This is a genomic window from Bacillus sp. BF2-3, from assembly GCF_008368795.1.
GTDB lineage: Bacteria > Bacillota > Bacilli > Bacillales > Bacillaceae_G > Bacillus_A > Bacillus_A cereus.
The window spans coordinates 18,374-38,557 of the sequence record NZ_QOSA01000055.1 but is presented as its reverse complement, the minus strand read 5'-3'; the positions used below and the strand labels follow the sequence as shown (position 1 = coordinate 38,557).

Below are 20,184 nucleotides of genomic sequence, written 5' to 3'. Positions count from 1 at the left end.
TCAATTTATCGATTAATTCCGATCTCTCTTTCACGAACTACAGTTTTCATACGAGCAATTGCTTTACGCACTTCACGAATGCGAGTTGGATTCTCTAATTGTCCTGTAGCAAGTTGGAAGCGAAGATTAAACAACTCTTCCTTTAAAGCTTTAACTTTTGTTTCGATTTCGGCAGTGGTTAATTCACGAATATCATTAGTTTTCATTAGATTCACCACCATTTTCTTCACGTTTTACGAATTTACATTTCACAGGTAACTTGTGAGCTGCAAGACGTAATGCTTCGCGTGCTACCTCTTCAGATACACCCGCGATTTCGAACATAATTTTCCCAGGTTTTACTACTGCTACCCAGCCTTCTGGTGCCCCTTTACCGGAACCCATACGTACTTCTAGAGGTTTTGCAGTGTAAGGTTTAGAAGGGAAAATTTTAATCCATACTTTACCGCCACGTTTCATGTAACGAGTCATTGCACGACGAGCAGCTTCGATTTGACGGTTTGTAATCCATGAAGCAGCTTGTGCTTGTAAACCGAATTCACCGAAAGCAATTTCAGTTCCACCTTTAGCACGACCACGCATTTTACCACGATGCTCTCTACGATATTTTACGCGTTTTGGCATTAACATATTATTTTCCTCCTTCCTCAGAAGCTTTCTTTTTTGTAGGAAGGACTTCTCCACGGTAGATCCATACTTTTACGCCTAATTTACCGTATGTTGTATCAGCTTCAACTGCTGCATAGTCAATATCAGCGCGAAGTGTATGAAGTGGAACAGTTCCTTCACTGTAAGATTCTGCACGAGCGATATCAGCTCCGCCAAGACGACCAGAAACCTGTGTTTTAATACCTTTAGCACCTGCACGCATAGCACGTTGAATAACTTGCTTTTGTGCACGACGGAATGATACACGGTTTTCTAATTGACGAGCGATGTTTTCGCCTACTAATTTAGCGTTAAGATCAGCTCTCTTAACTTCTAAAATGTTGATGTGTACACGCTTGCCTGTTAATTGGTTAAGAGCTTTACGAAGTGCTTCAACTTCAGTACCACCTTTACCAATTACCATACCAGGTTTTGCAGTGTGAATTGTAACATTTACACGATTTGCTGCACGTTCGATTTCTACTTTAGCAACAGCAGAATCTTTTAAGCGTACATTAATGTACTCACGGATTTTGATGTCTTCATGTAATAATGTAGCGTAATCTTTCTCAGCGAACCAACGAGATTCCCAGTCACGGATAACGCCGACACGAAGACCAATTGGATTAACCTTTTGACCCATCGATTATCCCTCCTTCTTTTCTGATACCACAACTGTGATGTGGCTTGTGCGTTTGTTAATTTGGCTTGCACGACCCATTGCACGTGGACGGAAACGTTTTAACGTTGGACCTTCGTCAACGAAAACTTTTTCTACAACTAGGTTGTTAATGTCCATCTCATAATTGTGCTCTGCATTTGCGATTGCAGATTTTAAAACTTTTTCTACAACTGGAGAAGCAGTTTTTGGTGTGTGGTTAAGGATAGCAATCGCTTCACCCACTTGCTTACCTCGGATTAAGTCTACTACTAAACGAACTTTACGAGGAGCAATACGAACTGTTCTCGCTACTGCTTTAGCTTGCATTGAAGTGCCTCCTCTCATTATCTTCTAGTTTTCTTATCGTCAGCAAGGTGACCTTTGTACGTACGAGTTGGTGCGAATTCACCTAACTTATGGCCAACCATATCCTCAGTGATGTACACAGGTACGTGTTTACGACCATCATATACAGCGATTGTGTGTCCGATGAACTGAGGGAAGATTGTTGAACGGCGAGACCAAGTTTTAACAACTTGTTTTTGCTCAGATGCAACTAATTTTTCCATTTTGCTCATTAAGTGATCATCGACAAATGGTCCTTTTTTTAAGCTACGAGCCATTTTGGTGCCTCCCTTCGTGATTGGCGTACGGTTCTAGAAATGAACCGTACTACAATCCCATTATTTTTTACGACGACGAACGATAAATTTGTCAGACGCTTTGTTTTTCTTACGAGTCTTGAATCCAAGAGTTGGTTTACCCCATGGAGACATTGGAGACTTACGTCCGATTGGAGAACGTCCTTCACCACCACCGTGTGGGTGATCAACAGGGTTCATTACAGAACCACGAACTGTTGGGCGTTTACCTAACCAGCGAGAGCGACCTGCTTTACCGATTTTGATAAGTTCGTGTTGTTCGTTACCTACTTGACCGATTGAAGCGCGACAAGCAGATAATACAAGACGTACTTCACCAGAAGTTAAACGTACAAGTACGTATTTACCTTCTTTACCAAGTACTTGAGCAGATGTACCAGCAGAACGAACTAATTGTCCGCCACGACCAGGCTTAAGCTCGATGTTATGAACAACAGTACCTACTGGAATGTTGATTAATGGTAATGCGTTACCGATTTTAATGTCAGCTTCTGGGCCAGACATAACTTCCATACCTACTTCTAAAGATTTAGGAGCAAGAATGTAACGTTTTTCACCGTCAACGTAGTTAATTAATGCGATATTCGCAGAGCGGTTTGGATCGTATTCGATCGTAGCAACGCGTCCTGGAATTCCATCTTTGTTACGCTTAAAGTCGATGATACGGTATTGACGCTTATGTCCGCCACCTTGATGACGTACAGTGATTTTACCTTGGTTATTACGACCAGCCTTCTTGCTTAAAGGAGCAAGTAATGACTTTTCGGGTCTATCAGTCGTGATTTCAGCGAAATCATTCGTAGTCATATTACGACGACCGTTAGTAGTTGGATTATACTTTTTGATTCCCATCTCAATTTCCCTCCTTCTTTAGTAAGAATTAAACGCCTTGGAAGATTTCGATTTCTTTGCTGTCAGCAGTTAGCTTAACGATTGCTTTACGACGACGGCTAGTAAAACCAGCGTGACGACCAACGCGTTTTGCTTTCGGCTTGTAGTTCATGATGTTCACTTTTTCTACTTTAACACCAAAGATCGCTTCAAGAGCATCTTTAACTTCTGTTTTATTAGATTTAACGTCCACATCGAACGTGTATTTTTTTTCAGCCATCATTTCCATAGAACGTTCAGTGATAACTGGGCGCTTAATGATATCACGAGGATCTCTCATTATGCAAGCACCTCCTCTACTTTTTCCACTGCCGCTTTTGTCATGATTAGCTTATCATGATGAAGCACGTCTAAAACGTTTACGCCATCAGCAGTGATTACTGTTACTCCAGGGATATTGCGAGCAGATAACTCTACAGATTCGTTTGCATCAGCAGTTACGATAAGAGCTTTCTTCTCAACAGTTAATCCTTTAAGTACTGCTAGCATGTCTTTTGTTTTTGGTGCATTTAACACTAGGTCTTCAAGAACTACAATGTTGTTCTCAACTACTTTAGTAGCTAATGCAGATTTGATTGCTAAACGACGAACTTTCTTAGGAAGTTTGTACGCATAGCTTCTTGGTGTAGGTCCGAATACCGTACCACCACCACGCCATTGAGGAGAGCGGATAGACCCTTGACGAGCACGTCCAGTTCCTTTTTGACGCCATGGTTTACGACCACCACCGCGAACTTCAGAGCGAGTTTTTACTTTGTGTGTACCTTGACGTAAAGATGCACGTTGCATCATTACAGCTTCGAAAAGTACAGCTTCATTTGGTTCGATACCGAAAATAGCTTCAGCTAATTCGATTTCACCAACCTGTGAACCAGTTTGGTTATATACAGTAACTTTTGGCATTGGAATTCCTCCTTCCTATTGTGAATTATTTGCTAACCTTCACAGCGCCTTGAACAACTACAAGAGATTTCTTAGCACCTGGAACGTTACCTTTTACTAGTAATAAGTTGCGCTCAGTGTCAACTTGAACGATTTCTAAGTTTTGGATAGTAACTTGGTCTCCACCCATACGTCCAGCAAGTTTTTTGCCTTTGAATACACGGTTCGGAGCAACTGGGCCCATTGAACCTGGACGACGGTGATAGCGAGAACCATGAGACATAGGTCCGCGAGATTGTCCGTGGCGTTTGATAACACCTTGGAAACCTTTACCTTTAGAAATTCCTGTTACATCAACGATTTCACCTGTAGCGAATACGTCAACTTTTACCTCTTGACCAACCTCTAATCCGTCCACGTCTGCATCGCGGATTTCGCGAATGAAGCGCTTAGGAGTTGTAGATGCTTTAGCAGTGTGGCCTTGTTCAGGTTTGTTAGTTAACTTTTCACGTTTATCTTCAAATCCTAACTGGATTGCATTGTAGCCATCAGTTTCAGTTGTTTTCTTTTGAAGAACAACGTTTGGATTAGCAGCGATAACTGTTACTGGGATTAACTCACCGTTCTCAGCAAATACTTGAGTCATACCGATCTTTCTTCCTAAGATTCCTTTGGTCATGAGTTACACCTCCTACATTTTTAAGTTATATAAATTATAGTTTGATTTCGATATCTACACCAGATGGTAAGTCTAAACGCATTAATGAATCTACTGTTTGTGGAGTAGGACTCACGATGTCGATTAGACGTTTGTGCGTGCGCATTTCGAATTGCTCACGAGAATCTTTGTACTTATGAACAGCACGAAGAATTGTGTAAACAGTTTTTTCAGTTGGTAATGGGATCGGACCAGAAACTGTTGCCCCAGAACGCTTAGCTGTTTCTACAATTTTCTCAGCTGACTGATCAAGAATACGGTGATCGTAAGCTTTTAAACGGATACGAATTTTTTCTTTTGCCATTATTTTCCCTCCTTCGTTCGCCTATTTCTAAAATAGACCTTCTCCATGGAAATTTCCCCACACCATGCCATGGCAAAGCGGCCGGGTGTGTCAGCAACCTTCCACTTCATCGCAGTCAAAGACCAACATTGTCTATTATACAATGTTATTCGTCTAGATGCAAGCATCTTTTTGTTTGCATCTGCTTTTCTCTACTTTTGCTATTATACATGGCACTTTAAAGAATTTCAAGTTTTCATCTAACAGAATTCATTTTACAGTTTCTGGATTATCTTTTGTCGTTTTTATAATACTATAGAAGAAACTCGTCAAAACAAAAAACACCCTCTTCTTCCTTATATAAACGCAAACAAAAAACCTAAGGGAAAATCCCTTAGGTTTTTTTATATCAGTTAAGATTACTCAACGATAGTAGCAACTACACCGTAACCTACTGTACGTCCACCTTCACGAATAGAGAATTTAGTTCCCTCTTCGATAGCGATTGGAGCGATAAGTTCGATAGTCATTTCGATGTTGTCACCAGGCATTACCATTTCAGTACCTTCTGGTAATTGGATGATACCAGTTACGTCAGTTGTACGGAAGTAGAACTGAGGACGGTAGTTAGCGAAGAATGGAGTGTGACGTCCACCTTCTTCTTTAGATAATACGAAAACTTCAGCTTTGAATTTAGCGTGAGCTTTTACAGAACCGCTTTTTGCAAGTACTTGTCCACGTTGGATGTCTTCACGAGCAACCCCACGAAGTAAAGCACCGATGTTGTCTCCAGCTTGAGCTTGGTCAAGAAGTTTACGGAACATCTCTACACCAGTTACAGTTGTAGAAGCATTTTCTTCAGCAAGACCGATGATTTCTACTACGTCACCAACTTTAACGATACCGCGCTCAACACGACCAGTAGCAACTGTACCACGACCTGTGATAGAGAATACGTCCTCTACAGGCATTAAGAATGGTTTGTCAGTTTCACGTTCTGGAGTTGGGATGTAAGCATCAACTTCAGCCATTAATTCAATGATTTTTGCTTCCCAATCAGCTTCTCCTTGAAGAGCTTTAAGAGCAGAACCTTTGATTACAGGAATGTCGTCGCCTGGGAATCCGTATTCAGATAATAGGTCGCGAACTTCCATTTCTACTAATTCTAATAATTCTTCGTCATCTACCATGTCGCATTTGTTTAAGAATACAACGATGTAAGGAACACCTACTTGACGAGAAAGAAGGATGTGCTCACGTGTTTGAGGCATTGGGCCATCAGCAGCAGATACTACTAAGATACCGCCGTCCATTTGAGCAGCACCAGTGATCATGTTTTTAACATAGTCAGCGTGACCTGGGCAGTCAACGTGTGCATAGTGACGAGTTTCAGTTTCGTACTCAACGTGTGCAGTTGAGATTGTGATACCGCGCTCTCTTTCTTCTGGAGCAGCATCGATTTGATCGTATCCGCGTGCTTCAGCACCACCAGCTTTTGCAAGAACTGTAGTGATCGCAGCAGTTAATGTAGTTTTACCATGGTCAACGTGGCCGATTGTACCGATGTTAACATGGGGTTTAGAACGTTCGAATTTAGCTTTAGCCATTCTAAATTCCTCCTTAGTTTATATAGGTTATTTTATATTTAGACTAGAAAGTGAAACTTACGTCCCACTTTCTAAGCTTACATAAGTAGTTATACTTGAACAATCGATAAAAATCAATTATTCACCTTTATTTTTTTTGATAATTTCTTCAGAAACAGACTTTGGTACTTCTTCATAGTGGTCAAACACCATAGAGAATGTTCCGCGTCCTTGAGTGTTAGAACGTAATGACGTTGCATAACCGAACATTTCAGAAAGTGGAACCATAGCGCGAACAACTTGTGCGTTACCGCGAGCTTCCATACCTTCTACACGTCCACGACGAGATGTTACGTCACCCATAATGTCACCCATGTACTCTTCAGGAATTACAACTTCAACTTTCATCATTGGCTCAAGAATTACTGGGCTACATTTAGAAACCGCAGCTTTAAGTGCCATAGATGCAGCGATTTTGAACGCCATCTCAGATGAATCGACATCATGGTAAGATCCGTCAACTAATGCAGCTTTAATGTCAACTAGTGGATAACCAGCTAGTACACCATTTTTAAGTGCATCTTCAAGACCTGCTCCAACAGCTGGGATGTATTCACGAGGAACTACACCACCGACGATCTTGTTTTCGAATTCGAATCCTTTACCTTCTTCGTTAGGTTCAAACTCAATCCAAACGTGACCGAATTGTCCACGACCACCAGATTGACGAGCGAACTTACCTTCAACTTTCGCAGCAGCGCGGAAAGTCTCACGGTATGCTACCTGAGGAGCACCAACGTTTGCTTCCACTTTGAATTCACGGCGCATACGGTCAACGATGATATCAAGGTGAAGTTCACCCATACCAGCGATGATAGTTTGGCCAGTTTCTTGGTCAGTGTGAGCACGGAATGTTGGATCTTCTTCAGAAAGCTTAGATAATGCTGTACCCATTTTATCTTGGTCAGCTTTAGATTTTGGTTCGATAGCTACAGAGATAACTGGCTCTGGGAATTCCATAGACTCAAGGATAACAAGGCTCTTCTCGTCACAAAGAGTATCACCAGTAGTAGTATCTTTTAAACCTACAGCAGCAGCGATATCACCAGCGTAAACTGTTGAAATCTCTTCACGGCTGTTAGCGTGCATTTGTAGGATACGACCTACACGCTCACGCTTACCTTTAGTTGAGTTTTTCACGTATGATCCAGAGTTTAACACACCAGAGTACACACGGAAGAACGTTAACTTACCAACATAAGGGTCAGTCATGATTTTGAATGCTAAAGCTGCGAATGGTTCTTCATCGCTAGACTTACGTTCTACTTCTTCATCTGTATCCGGTAGAGTACCTTTAATAGCAGGTACATCTAGTGGAGATGGAAGGTAGTCGATAACTGCGTCTAACAGAATTTGAACACCTTTGTTTTTGAATGCAGAACCACAGATTACTGGGAAGAATTCTACAGAAGTTGTAGCCTTACGGATACCAGCTTTAAGCTCTTCTACAGTGATTTCTTCACCTTCTAGGTACTTCATCATCATTTCTTCATCAAGCTCAGCTACCGCTTCAATAAGTTTTCCACGGTATTCTTCAGCTAATTCTTTGTGCTCTTCAGGAATTTCAACACGTTGAATGTCTGTTCCTAAATCGTTACCGTACATGTAAGCACACTCTTCAACAAGGTCAATGATACCATTGAACTCATCTTCAGCACCGATTGGTAACTGAATTGGATGTGCGTTTGCTTGTAAACGATCGTGGATTGTTCCTACAGAGTATAAGAAATCTGCACCGATCTTATCCATTTTGTTAACGAATACGATACGAGGTACGCCGTAAGTAGTAGCCTGACGCCAAACAGTTTCTGTTTGTGGTTCTACACCAGATTGCGCATCAAGTACTGCTACAGCGCCATCAAGTACGCGTAAAGAACGTTCTACTTCTACTGTGAAATCTACGTGTCCTGGAGTATCAATGATGTTTACACGATGACCTTTCCATTGTGCTGTAGTTGCAGCAGAAGTAATTGTGATACCACGCTCTTGCTCTTGCTCCATCCAGTCCATCTGAGATGCACCTTCGTGAGTTTCACCGATTTTATGAATACGTCCTGTGTAGTACAGAATACGCTCAGTTGCTGTTGTTTTACCAGCATCGATGTGAGCCATGATACCAATATTACGAGTGTTTTCTAAAGAGAACTCTCTTGCCATTTGGTGTCTTGCTCCTTCCATATATGGATTGGATTTTTTTTATTTTAAGTAGCAAAAAAGCCACTTTATATTGTTACACATGTCAGTATGTCCAGTACTCTCATTATGTAAAACGAGCGCCCGATGAAAGGGAGAGGCATTCTCCCTCTCCACACTTCCATAAGCGACAAATAAAGCGGTTTATGCTTACATTTATTTTACGTTGAATCCTACCAACGGTAATGAGCAAATGCTTTGTTAGCTTCTGCCATTTTATGAGTGTCTTCACGTTTCTTAACAGATGCACCAGCGTTGTTAGCTGCATCTAAGATTTCGTTAGCAAGACGCTCTTCCATAGTTTTTTCACCACGAAGACGAGCGTAGTTTACTAACCAACGAAGACCTAAAGTTGTACGGCGTTCTGGACGAACCTCAACTGGAACTTGGTAGTTAGCACCACCAACACGACGAGCGCGTACTTCAAGAACAGGCATGATGTTCTTAAGAGCTTGCTCGAATACTTCCATTGGCTCTTTACCAGTACGTTCGTTTACGATATCGAACGCATTATAAAGAATTGTTTGAGATTTACCTTTTTTACCGTCAACCATCATTTTGTTGATAAGGCGTGTTACTAGCTTCGAATTGTACATTGGATCTGGTAACACGTCACGTTTCGCAACAGGTCCTTTACGAGGCATATTGAGTTCCTCCTTTCATTTTAAAGTTATTATTTTTTAGCAGGTTTTGGTCTCTTAGTACCATATTTAGAACGTCCTTGCATACGTTTGTCAACACCAGCTGTGTCAAGCGCACCACGAACGATGTGGTAACGTACCCCCGGTAAATCCTTTACACGACCACCGCGAATTAATACTACGCTATGCTCTTGTAGGTTATGACCGATACCTGGGATGTAAGCTGTAACCTCGATACCGTTTGTTAAACGTACACGAGCGTATTTACGTAACGCTGAGTTAGGTTTCTTTGGAGTCATTGTACCAACACGAGTACATACACCACGTTTTTGAGGTGCAGAGATATCAGTTGATTTTTTCTTTAAAGAGTTAAAACCTTTGTTTAACGCAGGTGATTTAGATTTCCATACTTTATCAGTACGACCATTTCTCACTAATTGGTTAATAGTAGGCATTTGATTATCCTCCCTTCGCATGTTTGTATGACCACATATCCAGGTGGTTCATTATTAGTTGAAAACAAAGTTTTTGCAAGGAAGAGCAAATGCTCTCTCCTCACAAAAACAGTTTTAACTTATTATTCCTATTGCTGAAGCTCCCACTTGAATCCCCGAAGCTTTACCAAGCTTACGAACTGATTCAACTTTTGTTATGGGCACGTTATATTGCATTGCAATACGAATGATAGCATGGGTTAACCGCATGTCAGCATCCTCTGCGATGACAACTTCTTTAACTGTACCATTTTTGATTGCTTCCAATGTGCGTTTATGACCAACGACTACATTTTCAGCAGTTGATACTTTTTGATAAGACATATAAATATCCTCCAAAGCATCGTTCAGGAGCAACCTTGATTATAGTAACATTTTGACTCATACAATGTCAACTAAGATTAATTGTTTTTATACAAAATTTATGACGGAAAATTTTACTGTTCCACATAAACCTCATCGTTTTCTACGTTCATGTCATCTTGTGTTGTTTTTACAAGATCCACTTTGCGATAACGATTCATACCTGTTCCAGCAGGAACAAGTTTACCGATAATAACATTTTCTTTTAATCCTAGAAGTTCATCGCGTTTACCCTTAATTGCTGCATCAGTTAAGACACGAGTTGTTTCTTGGAACGATGCTGCAGATAAGAATGAATCTGTTTCAAGTGAAGCTTTTGTAATACCAAGTAGAACAGGTCTAGCTGTTGCTGGTTGCTTACCTTGCAGTAAGACCTTAGCATTCGCATCAGTAAACTGATGGATATCTAGTAATGTTCCTGGTAATACATCTGTTTCACCTGCATCACTTACACGAACTTTACGTAACATTTGACGTACCATTACCTCTACGTGTTTGTCACCAATTTCTACCCCTTGCATACGGTATACTTTTTGAACTTCACGTAATAAGTATTCTTGAACCGCCGTAATGTCCGTTACTTTTAGTAATTCTTTCGGATCAATAGAACCTTCTGTTAACTCTTTACCGTGGCTAATTGGCTGTCCTGGAGTTACTTTCAGACGAGCACCGTAAGGAATAGCATACGTACGAGCTTCAACTTCACCCTGTACAACTACTTCTTGGCGATCTTTAACGTCGTTGATCGCTGCGATAACACCGTCGATTTCACTGATAACTGCCTGACCTTTCGGATTACGAGCTTCGAAGATCTCTTGGATACGAGGTAAACCTTGAGTAATATCATCTCCGGCAACCCCACCTGTATGGAATGTACGCATCGTTAACTGTGTACCTGGCTCACCGATAGATTGAGCTGCGATAATACCTACCGCTTCTCCTACTTCTACGTCTGTTCCAGTTGCTAAGTTACGACCGTAACACTTCTTACATACACCGTGGCGAGTGTTACACGTAAACGCTGAACGAATGTTTACAGTTTCAACACCCGAATTTTCAACGATATGAGCGATATCTTCAGTAATTAATTGATTTTCAGCAACTAATACTTCACCTGTTTCAGGATGTTTTACAGTTTTTCTTGCAAAACGTCCAACAAGACGATCATATAATGACTCGATAACTTCATTACCCTCTTTAATCGCACCAATTAATAAACCGCGATCTGTTCCACAATCATCTTCACGAACGATTACATCTTGTGCAACGTCAACAAGACGACGTGTTAAGTAACCAGAATCGGCAGTTTTAAGTGCTGTATCAGCAAGACCTTTACGCGCACCATGCGTAGAGATGAAGTACTCAAGTACTGTTAAACCTTCACGGAAACTCGATTTGATTGGAAGTTCGATGATACGACCAGATGGATTGGCCATAAGACCACGCATACCAGCAAGCTGAGTAAAGTTAGATGCGTTACCACGGGCACCTGAGTCACTCATCATGAAGATTGGGTTGCGTTTATTCAAGGATTTCATCAGTTTTCCTTGGATAACATCTTTTGCATTACTCCAAATAGAAATAACGCGATCGTAACGTTCTTCTTCCGTGATTAAACCGCGACGGAATTGTTTAATTACATTATCTACTTTTGCTTGTGCTTCGTGGAGAATTTCATCTTTTTCGCCTAATACAAGAATGTCAGATACCCCAACTGTAATACCAGCTTTTGTAGAGTACTTGAATCCTAAGTTTTTCATACGGTCAAGCATGCGAGACGTTTCTGTAATTTGGAAACGTTTGAACACTTCCGCAATGATGTTACCAAGGATCTTCTTGCTAAATGGCGCCACTTCTTCGCGACTAGCAATAATTTCTTTAATGTTCGCACCTTTTTCAACGAAATATTTCGCTGGTGTTTCTTTTTCAAGGTTTGAATTTGTTGGTTCATTAATATAAGGGAACGACTCTGGTAAGATTTCGTTAAATATTAATTTACCAACTGTTGTTAATAGAAGCATACTCTTTTGCTCTTCAGTAAATGTTGCGTTGTTTACTGCACTTGCAGCTACTGCAACACGTGTATGAAGATGAACATATCCATTTTGATATGCAAGCAATGCTTCGTTTGCATCTTTGAAGACCATACCTTCACCGATTGCACCTTCACGCTCAAGTGTTAAGTAATAGTTACCTAATACCATATCCTGAGATGGAGTAACAACTGGTTTACCGTCTTTCGGGTTCAAGATGTTTTGTGCCGCTAACATAAGAAGACGAGCTTCAGCTTGAGCTTCTGATGATAAAGGTACGTGAACGGCCATTTGGTCACCGTCAAAGTCCGCGTTGTATGCAGTACATACAAGTGGGTGAAGACGGATTGCGCGACCTTCTACTAATGTAGGTTCAAACGCCTGGATACCAAGACGGTGAAGTGTTGGTGCGCGGTTTAGAAGTACTGGATGTTCTTTAATCACAGACTCTAAAACGTCCCAAACTTCAGGTTGTACACGCTCGATTTTACGTTTCGCACTCTTAATGTTATGTGCTAATCCTTTTTCAACTAACTCTTTCATTACGAAAGGTTTGAACAGTTCAAGCGCCATTTCTTTTGGCAATCCACATTGATACATCTTTAAGTTCGGTCCTACAACGATTACAGAACGACCAGAGTAGTCAACACGTTTACCTAATAAATTTTGACGGAAACGTCCTTGTTTACCTTTAAGCATGTGAGATAGTGATTTTAATGGACGGTTACCTGGCCCAGTAACTGGACGGCCACGACGACCATTATCGATTAATGCGTCTACAGCTTCTTGTAACATACGTTTTTCGTTTTGAACAATGATGCTTGGTGCACCTAAGTCCAATAGACGTTTTAAACGGTTGTTACGGTTAATTACACGACGGTATAAGTCGTTTAAGTCAGAAGTAGCAAAACGTCCACCGTCTAACTGTACCATTGGGCGTAGTTCTGGTGGGATTACTGGTAGAACATCTAAGATCATCCAAGACGGTTCATTTCCAGAGTTACGGAATGCTTCTAATACTTCTAGACGTTTAATAGCACGAGTACGGCGTTGTCCTTGTGCTGTTTTTAATTCTTCTTTTAAGAAGTCTACTTCTTTATCTAAATTGATGTCTTGTAGTAGCTTTTTAATTGCTTCTGCACCCATAGCAGCTTGGAATGTGCTACCATATCGATCACGATATGCACGGTATTCTTTTTCAGAAAGTAATTGCTTCTTATCAAGTGGTGTATCTCCACTTTCTGTTACAACATAAGAAGCGAAATAAATTACTTCTTCAAGCGCGCGAGGGGACATGTCTAAGACAAGTCCCATGCGGCTCGGGATACCTTTGAAATACCAAATATGAGATACAGGAGCAGCTAATTCGATATGACCCATACGTTCACGACGTACTTTTGCACGCGTTACTTCAACGCCACATCGATCACAAACTACACCTTTATAACGTACACGTTTGTATTTTCCGCAATGACATTCCCAGTCCTTTTGTGGTCCGAAAATACGCTCACAGAATAAGCCATCTTTTTCAGGCTTTAACGTACGATAGTTAATAGTTTCTGGTTTCTTAACTTCACCGTATGACCAAGAACGAATCTTGTCAGGTGAAGCAAGTCCAATCTTCATATATTCAAAGTTATTTACATCTATCAAGGGGCCTACCTCCCTTTTAGTCTACAGGTTATCCCAATTATTCCTTAGTTGTCTCAACTTCGACATTCAATTTATCTGCTGATTGATGATCATCGTCATCTTCTGTATCACGCATTTCAATTTCTGTATCGTCGCTAGACATCATTTTAACGTCCATACCTAAACTTTGCAGCTCTTTAATCAATACTTTGAATGATTCAGGAACGCCTGGTTCTGGAACATTTTCGCCTTTAACAATTGCTTCATAAGTCTTAACACGTCCAACAACATCATCAGACTTCACTGTTAAGATTTCTTGAAGAGTATAAGCAGCACCGTAAGCTTCAAGTGCCCAAACCTCCATCTCACCGAAACGCTGTCCACCGAACTGAGCTTTACCTCCAAGAGGTTGCTGCGTTACAAGTGAGTATGGTCCAGTAGAACGAGCATGAAGTTTATCGTCAACCATGTGCGCAAGTTTGATCATATACATGACACCAACAGATACGCGGTTATCGAATGGTTCACCAGTACGTCCGTCATACAGGATTGTTTTCGCGTCATTTGCCATACCAGCTTCTTCAATTGTGCCCCAAACATCTTCCTCACGAGCACCATCGAATACTGGTGTTGCAATGTGAATGCCAAGGTATCTTGCTGCCATACCAAGATGAAGCTCTAATACCTGACCGATATTCATACGAGATGGTACCCCTAATGGGTTTAACATGATATCGATTGGCGTACCGTCTGGTAGGTAAGGCATATCTTCTTCTGGTAAAATACGAGAAATAACACCTTTGTTACCGTGACGTCCGGCCATCTTGTCACCTTCAGAAATTTTACGTTTTTGAACGATATATGCACGTACAAGTTGATTCACGCCCGGTGGCAATTCATCGCCATCTTCACGGTTGAATACTTTTACGTCTAAGATAATACCGCCACCACCGTGTGGTACACGTAGTGATGTATCACGTACTTCACGCGCTTTTTCTCCAAAGATAGCATGTAATAGACGTTCTTCAGCTGTTAATTCTGTTACACCTTTAGGTGTTACTTTACCAACAAGTAAATCTCCATCTTTTACTTCAGCACCAACGCGAATGATACCGCGCTCGTCAAGGTTACGTAATGCGTCTTCCCCAACGTTTGGAATGTCACGTGTAATTTCTTCTGGTCCAAGCTTCGTATCACGAGCTTCTGATTCATATTCTTCAATATGAATAGAAGTGTACACATCATCTTTTACAAGGCGCTCACTCATGATGATCGCATCCTCGTAGTTATAACCGTCCCAAGTCATGAAGCCAACAAGCACGTTACGTCCAAGTGCTAGTTCACCTAATTCCATAGAAGGACCATCCGCAAGGATTTCACCTTTTACAACTTCATTTCCAACACTTACGATTGGACGTTGGTTGTAACAAGTTCCTTGGTTAGAACGAATGAATTTTTGCATTTTGTAGCGATCTAAGTCGCCTTTTACTGTTTGACCGTCAACTTCTACATAGCGACGTACCCAAACTTCACGTGCTTCTACGCGCTCAACAACCCCAGGATGTTTACAGATTACTGCAGCACCTGAGTCTTTTGCTGATACGTACTCCATACCTGTACCTACAATCGGAGATTCCGGATTCATTAACGGAACCGCCTGACGTTGCATGTTCGCTCCCATAAGTGCGCGGTTAGAGTCATCGTTTTCTAAGAACGGAATACAAGCTGTCGCTGCCGACACTACTTGTTTTGGAGATACATCCATGTAGTCGATGCGTTCTCTATTTGTGACAATGTTTTCACCACGGAAACGAGCTACGATATCTTCACTTAGGAATTCACCTTCGTCAGATAATTTCATATTCGCTTGGGCTACAACATAGTTATCTTCTTCATCTGCTGTTAAGTAATCAACATGCCCTGTTACAAGACCAGTTTCTGGGTCAACACGACGGTATGGTGTTTCAATGAAACCAAACTCATTTACTTTCGCGAACGAAGATAATGAGTTAATCAAACCGATGTTTGGTCCCTCTGGTGTTTCAATCGGACACATACGACCGTAGTGAGAGTAATGAACGTCACGCACTTCAAAGCCTGCGCGCTCACGCGTTAAACCACCAGGTCCTAATGCAGATAGTCTTCGTTTGTGAGTTAACTCTGCTAATGGGTTTGTTTGGTCCATAAACTGAGATAACTGAGAACTTCCGAAGAACTCTTTAATAGATGCAATAACAGGACGAATATTAATTAGTGCCTGTGGTGTAATTGCATTTGTATCTTGGATCGACATTCTCTCACGAACAACACGTTCCATACGAGAAAGACCGATACGGAATTGATTTTGTAACAGTTCTCCAACAGAACGCAGACGACGGTTTCCTAAATGGTCAATATCATCTGTATCCCCTACTTTGTATAGTAGGTTGAAGAAGTAACTGATAGAAGCAAGGATATCACCTGGTGTAATGTGTTTCACATCACGAGTAATGTTTGCATTACCAATTACATTAATTACGCGTTCGCCTTCCGACTCAGGAGCATAAATCTTAATAGATTGCAGCTCAACATCGCCTTCTACCACTCCACCCATTGGTTTCGCTGTTTTGAATCCAATGTTTTTCTCTAAGTAAGGTAAAATGCGATCAAGTGTACGACGATCTAAGATTGTTCCTTCTGCCGCTAAAATTTCACCAGTTTCTGGATCCACTAATGTTTCAGCTAAACGTTGATTAAACAATCTGTTTTTAATGTGTAACTTCTTGTTGATCTTATAGCGACCTACATTTGCTAAATCGTAGCGCTTTGGATCAAAGAAACGAGACACAAGTAAGCTCTTAGCATTTTCTACCGTTGGTGGTTCACCAGGACGTAGACGCTCATAAATTTCAAGCAATGCTTTTTCTGTGCTATCTGTGTTGTCTTTTTCTAATGTGTTGCTTAAGTATTCGTTATCACCTAAAAGCTCGGTGATTTCTTGATCAGAGCCAAACCCTAATGCGCGTAACAAAACAGTTACAGGAAGTTTACGCGTACGGTCAATACGCACATATACAACATCCTTAGCATCTGTCTCATACTCTAACCAAGCTCCGCGGTTTGGAATTACAGTAGCAGTAAAACCACGTTTTCCGTTTTTATCCACTTTGCCACTATAGTATACGCTTGGAGAGCGAACTAACTGGGAAACGATAACACGTTCTGCACCGTTAATTACGAATGTTCCAGTCTCTGTCATGAGTGGGAAATCTCCCATGAACACATCTTGTTCTTTTACTTCACCAGTTTCCTTGTTGATTAGACGCACTTTTACACGAAGTGGTGCTGCATACGTCACATCACGCTCTTTGCATTCGTCTACAGAGTATTTAGGTTCACCTAAGCTGTAGTCGATAAATTCAAGCGATAGATTTCCCGTAAAGTCTTCAATCGGAGAAATGTCTTGGAACATTTCTCGCAAACCCTCATCAAGAAACCACTGATAAGAAGAGGTTTGAATTTCGATAAGATTTGGTAACTCTAATACTTCACTAATACGGGCATAACTTCTTCGTTGGCGGTGGCGTCCGTATTGAACTAGTTGACCTGTCAACTGCTTCACCCCTCAAATCATGAGTATTATAAATGCACAAAAAAATTTGTGCAAAATCACAAATAAATACAACTACTGCTATTAGCGTAGTCTCTTTCTCTTAAAGATAAATACGTTGAGTCTTTCTACCTGCTCAAAAAAGAAAAATGGCTTCTATAAGAAAACCATCATTCTGTTTCATAATCTGCTGATTTTACTATCTTTTCCAAGAGAAACAAAAATATACATCTTTCTCAACGCAGAAAATCATATATTGGCATTGTATAATGTTAACATAGCCAAAAATAACCGTCAACGTTTTTTTGATTTTATGATATAATATCCTTTTTTCTTTTCTACAACCTCAACCTCAGAAAATACTTCTTCTAGTTTTTTTAGCGCAGACGGTGCACCTTGTTTCTTTTGAATAACAATCCAAAGTTCTCCACCTGGAACTAAATACTCCACAGCTTTTTCTAAAATCTCATGTACGATATCTTTACCCGCACGAATTGGAGGGTTAGATAGAATAGCAGCATACTTACCATCTACATTTTCATAGACACTACTTTGAAAAATACGTATATTCTCGATTTTGTTATTAGCGGCGTTTTCTTTCGCAAGCCCAAGTGCCCTCTCATTCACATCCACCATGTGAACTTCACGACCTTGAAACTCTTTCGCTAACGACAAACCAATAGGACCGTATCCGCAACCTACGTCTAATATATTACCTTTAATATCTGGCATTTGAAACGCTTCAATTAAAAGACGGGAACCAAAGTCCACTTCGTTTTTCGAGAACACCCCATGGTCAGATAAGAAAGTAAATCGAGATCCACGAAGGTCAAACTCCCATCGCTTACGATCACTTTTACTAGAAGGGTCGTTAGAAAAATAATGGTCTGCCATATGGCCACCTCTTTTCTTTACAGTTAAAAAAAAAGCTCGCATGAGAGCGAGCTTTTTTTAAAGCATCAAAAGTTAATTACTTAACTTCTACAGCAGCGCCAACTTCTTCAAGTTTAGCTTTGATTTCTTCAGCTTCTTCTTTAGCAGCAGCTTCTTTGATTACTTTTGGAGTGTTGTCAACTAATTCTTTAGCTTCTTTTAAGCCAAGACCAGTGATTTCACGAACAACTTTGATAACTTTAATTTTTTGTGCACCAGCGCTAGTTAGTTCCACATCAAATTCAGTTTTCTCAGCAGCAGCTTCTCCAGCGCCACCAGCAACAGCTACAGGAGCAGCAGCAGTTACGCCGAATTCTTCCTCGATAGCTTTTACTAAGTCGTTAAGTTCTAATACAGTCATAGATTTAACTGCTTCAATGATTTGTTCTTTAGTCATTGTAAATATCCTCCCTTAAATAGGTTTGTATTGTTTTATCGATAATACGTAATTATCTTTTAAAAAATTAAGCGCCTTGCTCTTCCTTTTGGTCTGCAACTGCTTTAGTAGCAAGTGCAAGGTTACGGATTGGAGCTTGAAGAACGCTAAGAAGCATAGAAAGTAAGCCTTCACGTGATGGAAGAGTAGCGATTGCTTTAACCTCATCAAGTGTTACAAGTTTACCTTCGATTACGCCCGCTTTAATTTCTAAAGCTTCATGATCTTTAGCGAAGTCGTTTAATACTTTCGCAGGAGCAACTACATCCTCGTTACTGAACGCGATTGCGTTTGGTCCTGTTAAGAATTCATTTAACTCAGCCATTTCAGCAGATTCTGCAGCACGACGAGTTAGAGAGTTTTTGTAAACTTTGAACTCAACGCCAGCTTCACGTAATTGCTTACGTAATTCTGTTGCTTCAGAAACCGTTAAACCACGGTAGTCAACAACGATTGTAGATTTACTAGCGCGAAGTTTGTCCGCGATTTCAGTTACAACTTGTTGTTTAGTTTCGATTACTTTGCTCATGTTATTACACCTCCTGTAGATTATATAGAAGATGTACCGAAAGTGCACTAAAAACCTCCATGCCCAACTTGTAGACATGGAGGCATATAGTCACAGAAAAAAGATTCCGCTTCGTATATTAACACCTAGGTAGGAAATTAAGTCTATTGACACCTACTGTCTACGGTACACTAATTAAATTCACAACATAAATGATTATATTAAAACTTCTTTATGAAGTCAACTTCCAAAATTTACGCTAATGTAGAAACGTCTACACGTACGCCAGGTCCCATTGTAGAAGCAACTGTTACGTTCTTCATGTAAGTACCTTTTGCAGCAGCTGGCTTAACTTTTTGTAAAGTGTCAGCAATTGTTTTGAAGTTTTCTACTAATTTAGCATCTTCGAAAGATACTTTACCGATTGGAACGTGGATGTTACCAGCTTTATCAACGCGGTATTCAACTTTACCAGCTTTGATTTCGTTAACAGCTTTAGTTACATCGAAAGTAACTGTTCCAGTTTTAGGGTTTGGCATTAAACCTTTAGGTCCTAATACGCGACCAAGTTTACCAACTTCACCCATCATGTCAGGAGTTGCTACTACTACATCGAAATCGAACCAACCTTGTTGGATTTTACCGATGTAATCAGTATCGCCTACGAAGTCAGCTCCAGCAGCTTCAGCTTCTTTAGCTTTTTCACCTTTAGCAAATACTAATACACGTTGTACTTTACCAGTACCGTGTGGAAGAACAACTGCGCCACGGATTTGTTGGTCAGCTTTCTTAGGGTCAACACCTAAACGGAATGCAGCTTCTACAGTTGCATCAAATTTAGCTGTGTTTGTTTTCTTTACTAATTCTACTGCTTCTGTTGCAGAGTAAGCAGCTGCACGATCAACAAGCTTTGCAGCTTCTACGTACTTTTTACCTCTTTTAGCCATTTTTATTTCCTCCTCGAATGTGGT

Annotated in this window: 21 protein-coding genes and 1 other annotated feature; all 21 genes read right to left on the bottom strand. The window is 40.7% G+C overall.

All coding sequences use genetic code 11. The features are described 5' to 3' along the window. Nucleotides 1-5 precede the first annotated feature (5 nt). Nucleotides 6-206, bottom strand: a complete 201-nt coding sequence (gene rpmC, locus DN401_RS28415) for a 50S ribosomal protein L29 (protein WP_000855718.1) — start codon at nucleotides 204-206, stop codon at nucleotides 6-8. Further along, on the bottom strand, nucleotides 196-630 hold the full coding sequence (gene rplP, locus DN401_RS28410; protein WP_000928969.1) for a 50S ribosomal protein L16: 435 nt from the start codon (nucleotides 628-630) through the stop codon (nucleotides 196-198). The genes rpmC and rplP overlap by 11 nt, the downstream gene beginning before the upstream one ends. A 1-nt stretch (nucleotide 631) precedes the next feature. Next, nucleotides 632-1,291 (bottom strand): 30S ribosomal protein S3, encoded by a 660-nt coding sequence (gene rpsC, locus DN401_RS28405; RefSeq protein ID WP_000529956.1) that lies wholly within the window; start codon nucleotides 1,289-1,291, stop codon nucleotides 632-634. A 3-nt stretch (nucleotides 1,292-1,294) separates the two neighbouring features. Further along, entirely contained in the window at nucleotides 1,295-1,636 is a 342-nt protein-coding gene (rplV, locus tag DN401_RS28400; protein ID WP_001148024.1) for a 50S ribosomal protein L22, read from the bottom strand. A gap of 17 nt (nucleotides 1,637-1,653) precedes the next feature. Beyond that, nucleotides 1,654-1,932, bottom strand: coding sequence for a 30S ribosomal protein S19 (gene rpsS, locus DN401_RS28395; protein WP_000124454.1), 279 nt, complete (start codon nucleotides 1,930-1,932; stop codon nucleotides 1,654-1,656). Between the two features lie 60 nt (nucleotides 1,933-1,992). Continuing rightward, nucleotides 1,993-2,823, bottom strand: coding sequence for a 50S ribosomal protein L2 (gene rplB / locus DN401_RS28390; RefSeq protein WP_000511583.1), 831 nt, complete (start codon nucleotides 2,821-2,823; stop codon nucleotides 1,993-1,995). A 28-nt stretch (nucleotides 2,824-2,851) separates the two neighbouring features. Then, entirely contained in the window at nucleotides 2,852-3,142 is a 291-nt protein-coding gene (rplW, locus tag DN401_RS28385; protein ID WP_001205558.1) for a 50S ribosomal protein L23, read from the bottom strand. Then, on the bottom strand, nucleotides 3,142-3,765 hold the full coding sequence (gene rplD / locus DN401_RS28380; protein ID WP_001127258.1) for a 50S ribosomal protein L4: 624 nt from the start codon (nucleotides 3,763-3,765) through the stop codon (nucleotides 3,142-3,144). The genes rplW and rplD overlap by 1 nt, the downstream gene beginning before the upstream one ends. A 25-nt stretch (nucleotides 3,766-3,790) precedes the next feature. Further along, nucleotides 3,791-4,423, bottom strand: coding sequence for a 50S ribosomal protein L3 (gene rplC, locus DN401_RS28375; RefSeq protein WP_000160207.1), 633 nt, complete (start codon nucleotides 4,421-4,423; stop codon nucleotides 3,791-3,793). Between the two features lie 34 nt (nucleotides 4,424-4,457). Then, nucleotides 4,458-4,766 (bottom strand): 30S ribosomal protein S10, encoded by a 309-nt coding sequence (rpsJ, locus tag DN401_RS28370; protein WP_001040596.1) that lies wholly within the window; start codon nucleotides 4,764-4,766, stop codon nucleotides 4,458-4,460. A 398-nt stretch (nucleotides 4,767-5,164) separates the two neighbouring features. Continuing rightward, complete coding sequence (gene tuf / locus DN401_RS28360; RefSeq protein WP_001029614.1) at nucleotides 5,165-6,352, bottom strand: elongation factor Tu; 1,188 nt, start codon at nucleotides 6,350-6,352, stop codon at nucleotides 5,165-5,167. A 117-nt stretch (nucleotides 6,353-6,469) separates the two neighbouring features. Continuing rightward, nucleotides 6,470-8,548, bottom strand: a complete 2,079-nt coding sequence (gene fusA / locus DN401_RS28355; protein ID WP_000090370.1) for an elongation factor G — start codon at nucleotides 8,546-8,548, stop codon at nucleotides 6,470-6,472. A 209-nt stretch (nucleotides 8,549-8,757) separates the two neighbouring features. Next, the gene (gene rpsG, locus DN401_RS28350; protein WP_001137491.1) at nucleotides 8,758-9,228 is read right to left on the bottom strand and encodes a 30S ribosomal protein S7; all 471 of its coding nucleotides are present in this window, start codon (nucleotides 9,226-9,228) and stop codon (nucleotides 8,758-8,760) included. Nucleotides 9,229-9,257: 29 nt separating this feature from the next. Further along, the gene (gene rpsL / locus DN401_RS28345) at nucleotides 9,258-9,680 is read right to left on the bottom strand and encodes a 30S ribosomal protein S12 (protein WP_001142341.1); all 423 of its coding nucleotides are present in this window, start codon (nucleotides 9,678-9,680) and stop codon (nucleotides 9,258-9,260) included. A 114-nt stretch (nucleotides 9,681-9,794) separates the two neighbouring features. Next, nucleotides 9,795-10,043: a 50S ribosomal protein L7ae-like protein gene (locus DN401_RS28340; protein WP_000121836.1), complete on the bottom strand. Its 249-nt coding sequence runs from the start codon at nucleotides 10,041-10,043 to the stop codon at nucleotides 9,795-9,797. Nucleotides 10,044-10,156: 113 nt separating this feature from the next. Next, entirely contained in the window at nucleotides 10,157-13,768 is a 3,612-nt protein-coding gene (gene rpoC, locus DN401_RS28335; protein WP_149288074.1) for a DNA-directed RNA polymerase subunit beta', read from the bottom strand. 37 nt (nucleotides 13,769-13,805) lie between these two features. Further along, the gene (gene rpoB / locus DN401_RS28330) at nucleotides 13,806-17,339 is read right to left on the bottom strand and encodes a DNA-directed RNA polymerase subunit beta (protein WP_000147553.1); all 3,534 of its coding nucleotides are present in this window, start codon (nucleotides 17,337-17,339) and stop codon (nucleotides 13,806-13,808) included. A 291-nt stretch (nucleotides 17,340-17,630) separates the two neighbouring features. Continuing rightward, a complete protein-coding gene (locus tag DN401_RS28325; RefSeq protein ID WP_000763268.1) occupies nucleotides 17,631-18,230 on the bottom strand; it encodes a class I SAM-dependent methyltransferase in 600 nt (199 codons plus the stop codon). Between the two features lie 76 nt (nucleotides 18,231-18,306). Continuing rightward, nucleotides 18,307-18,666, bottom strand: a complete 360-nt coding sequence (rplL, locus tag DN401_RS28320; protein WP_000159736.1) for a 50S ribosomal protein L7/L12 — start codon at nucleotides 18,664-18,666, stop codon at nucleotides 18,307-18,309. A 67-nt stretch (nucleotides 18,667-18,733) separates the two neighbouring features. Beyond that, entirely contained in the window at nucleotides 18,734-19,234 is a 501-nt protein-coding gene (gene rplJ / locus DN401_RS28315; RefSeq protein WP_000048716.1) for a 50S ribosomal protein L10, read from the bottom strand. Nucleotides 19,235-19,273: 39 nt separating this feature from the next. Continuing rightward, nucleotides 19,274-19,418 (bottom strand) — a sequence feature (ribosomal protein L10 leader region). Between the two features lie 49 nt (nucleotides 19,419-19,467). Continuing rightward, the gene (rplA, locus tag DN401_RS28310; protein ID WP_001987630.1) at nucleotides 19,468-20,160 is read right to left on the bottom strand and encodes a 50S ribosomal protein L1; all 693 of its coding nucleotides are present in this window, start codon (nucleotides 20,158-20,160) and stop codon (nucleotides 19,468-19,470) included. Nucleotides 20,161-20,184: the final 24 nt, after the last annotated feature.

Excerpts from the sequence above, each read along its gene's own strand:
- rplA (WP_001987630.1), bottom strand. The coding sequence starts at position 20,160 with ATGGCTAAAAGAGGTAAAAAGTACGTAGAAGCTGCAAAGCTTGTTGAT.
- rplV (WP_001148024.1), bottom strand. The coding sequence starts at position 1,636 with ATGCAAGCTAAAGCAGTAGCGAGAACAGTTCGTATTGCTCCTCGTAAA.
- rpsS (WP_000124454.1), bottom strand. The coding sequence starts at position 1,932 with ATGGCTCGTAGCTTAAAAAAAGGACCATTTGTCGATGATCACTTAATG.
- rpsG (WP_001137491.1), bottom strand. The coding sequence starts at position 9,228 with ATGCCTCGTAAAGGACCTGTTGCGAAACGTGACGTGTTACCAGATCCA.
- rpsL (WP_001142341.1), bottom strand. The coding sequence starts at position 9,680 with ATGCCTACTATTAACCAATTAGTGAGAAATGGTCGTACTGATAAAGTA.
- rpmC (WP_000855718.1), bottom strand. The coding sequence starts at position 206 with ATGAAAACTAATGATATTCGTGAATTAACCACTGCCGAAATCGAAACA.
- rplC (WP_000160207.1), bottom strand. The coding sequence starts at position 4,423 with ATGACCAAAGGAATCTTAGGAAGAAAGATCGGTATGACTCAAGTATTT.
- rplP (WP_000928969.1), bottom strand. The coding sequence starts at position 630 with ATGTTAATGCCAAAACGCGTAAAATATCGTAGAGAGCATCGTGGTAAA.
- tuf (WP_001029614.1), bottom strand. The coding sequence starts at position 6,352 with ATGGCTAAAGCTAAATTCGAACGTTCTAAACCCCATGTTAACATCGGT.
- rplL (WP_000159736.1), bottom strand. The coding sequence starts at position 18,666 with ATGACTAAAGAACAAATCATTGAAGCAGTTAAATCTATGACTGTATTA.
- rplB (WP_000511583.1), bottom strand. The coding sequence starts at position 2,823 with ATGGGAATCAAAAAGTATAATCCAACTACTAACGGTCGTCGTAATATG.
- rpsJ (WP_001040596.1), bottom strand. The coding sequence starts at position 4,766 with ATGGCAAAAGAAAAAATTCGTATCCGTTTAAAAGCTTACGATCACCGT.
- fusA (WP_000090370.1), bottom strand. The coding sequence starts at position 8,548 with ATGGCAAGAGAGTTCTCTTTAGAAAACACTCGTAATATTGGTATCATG.
- DN401_RS28325 (WP_000763268.1), bottom strand. The coding sequence starts at position 18,230 with ATGGCAGACCATTATTTTTCTAACGACCCTTCTAGTAAAAGTGATCGT.
- rplD (WP_001127258.1), bottom strand. The coding sequence starts at position 3,765 with ATGCCAAAAGTTACTGTATATAACCAAACTGGTTCACAGGTTGGTGAA.
- rplW (WP_001205558.1), bottom strand. The coding sequence starts at position 3,142 with ATGAGAGATCCTCGTGATATCATTAAGCGCCCAGTTATCACTGAACGT.
- rpsC (WP_000529956.1), bottom strand. The coding sequence starts at position 1,291 with ATGGGTCAAAAGGTTAATCCAATTGGTCTTCGTGTCGGCGTTATCCGT.
- DN401_RS28340 (WP_000121836.1), bottom strand. The coding sequence starts at position 10,043 with ATGTCTTATCAAAAAGTATCAACTGCTGAAAATGTAGTCGTTGGTCAT.
- rplJ (WP_000048716.1), bottom strand. The coding sequence starts at position 19,234 with ATGAGCAAAGTAATCGAAACTAAACAACAAGTTGTAACTGAAATCGCG.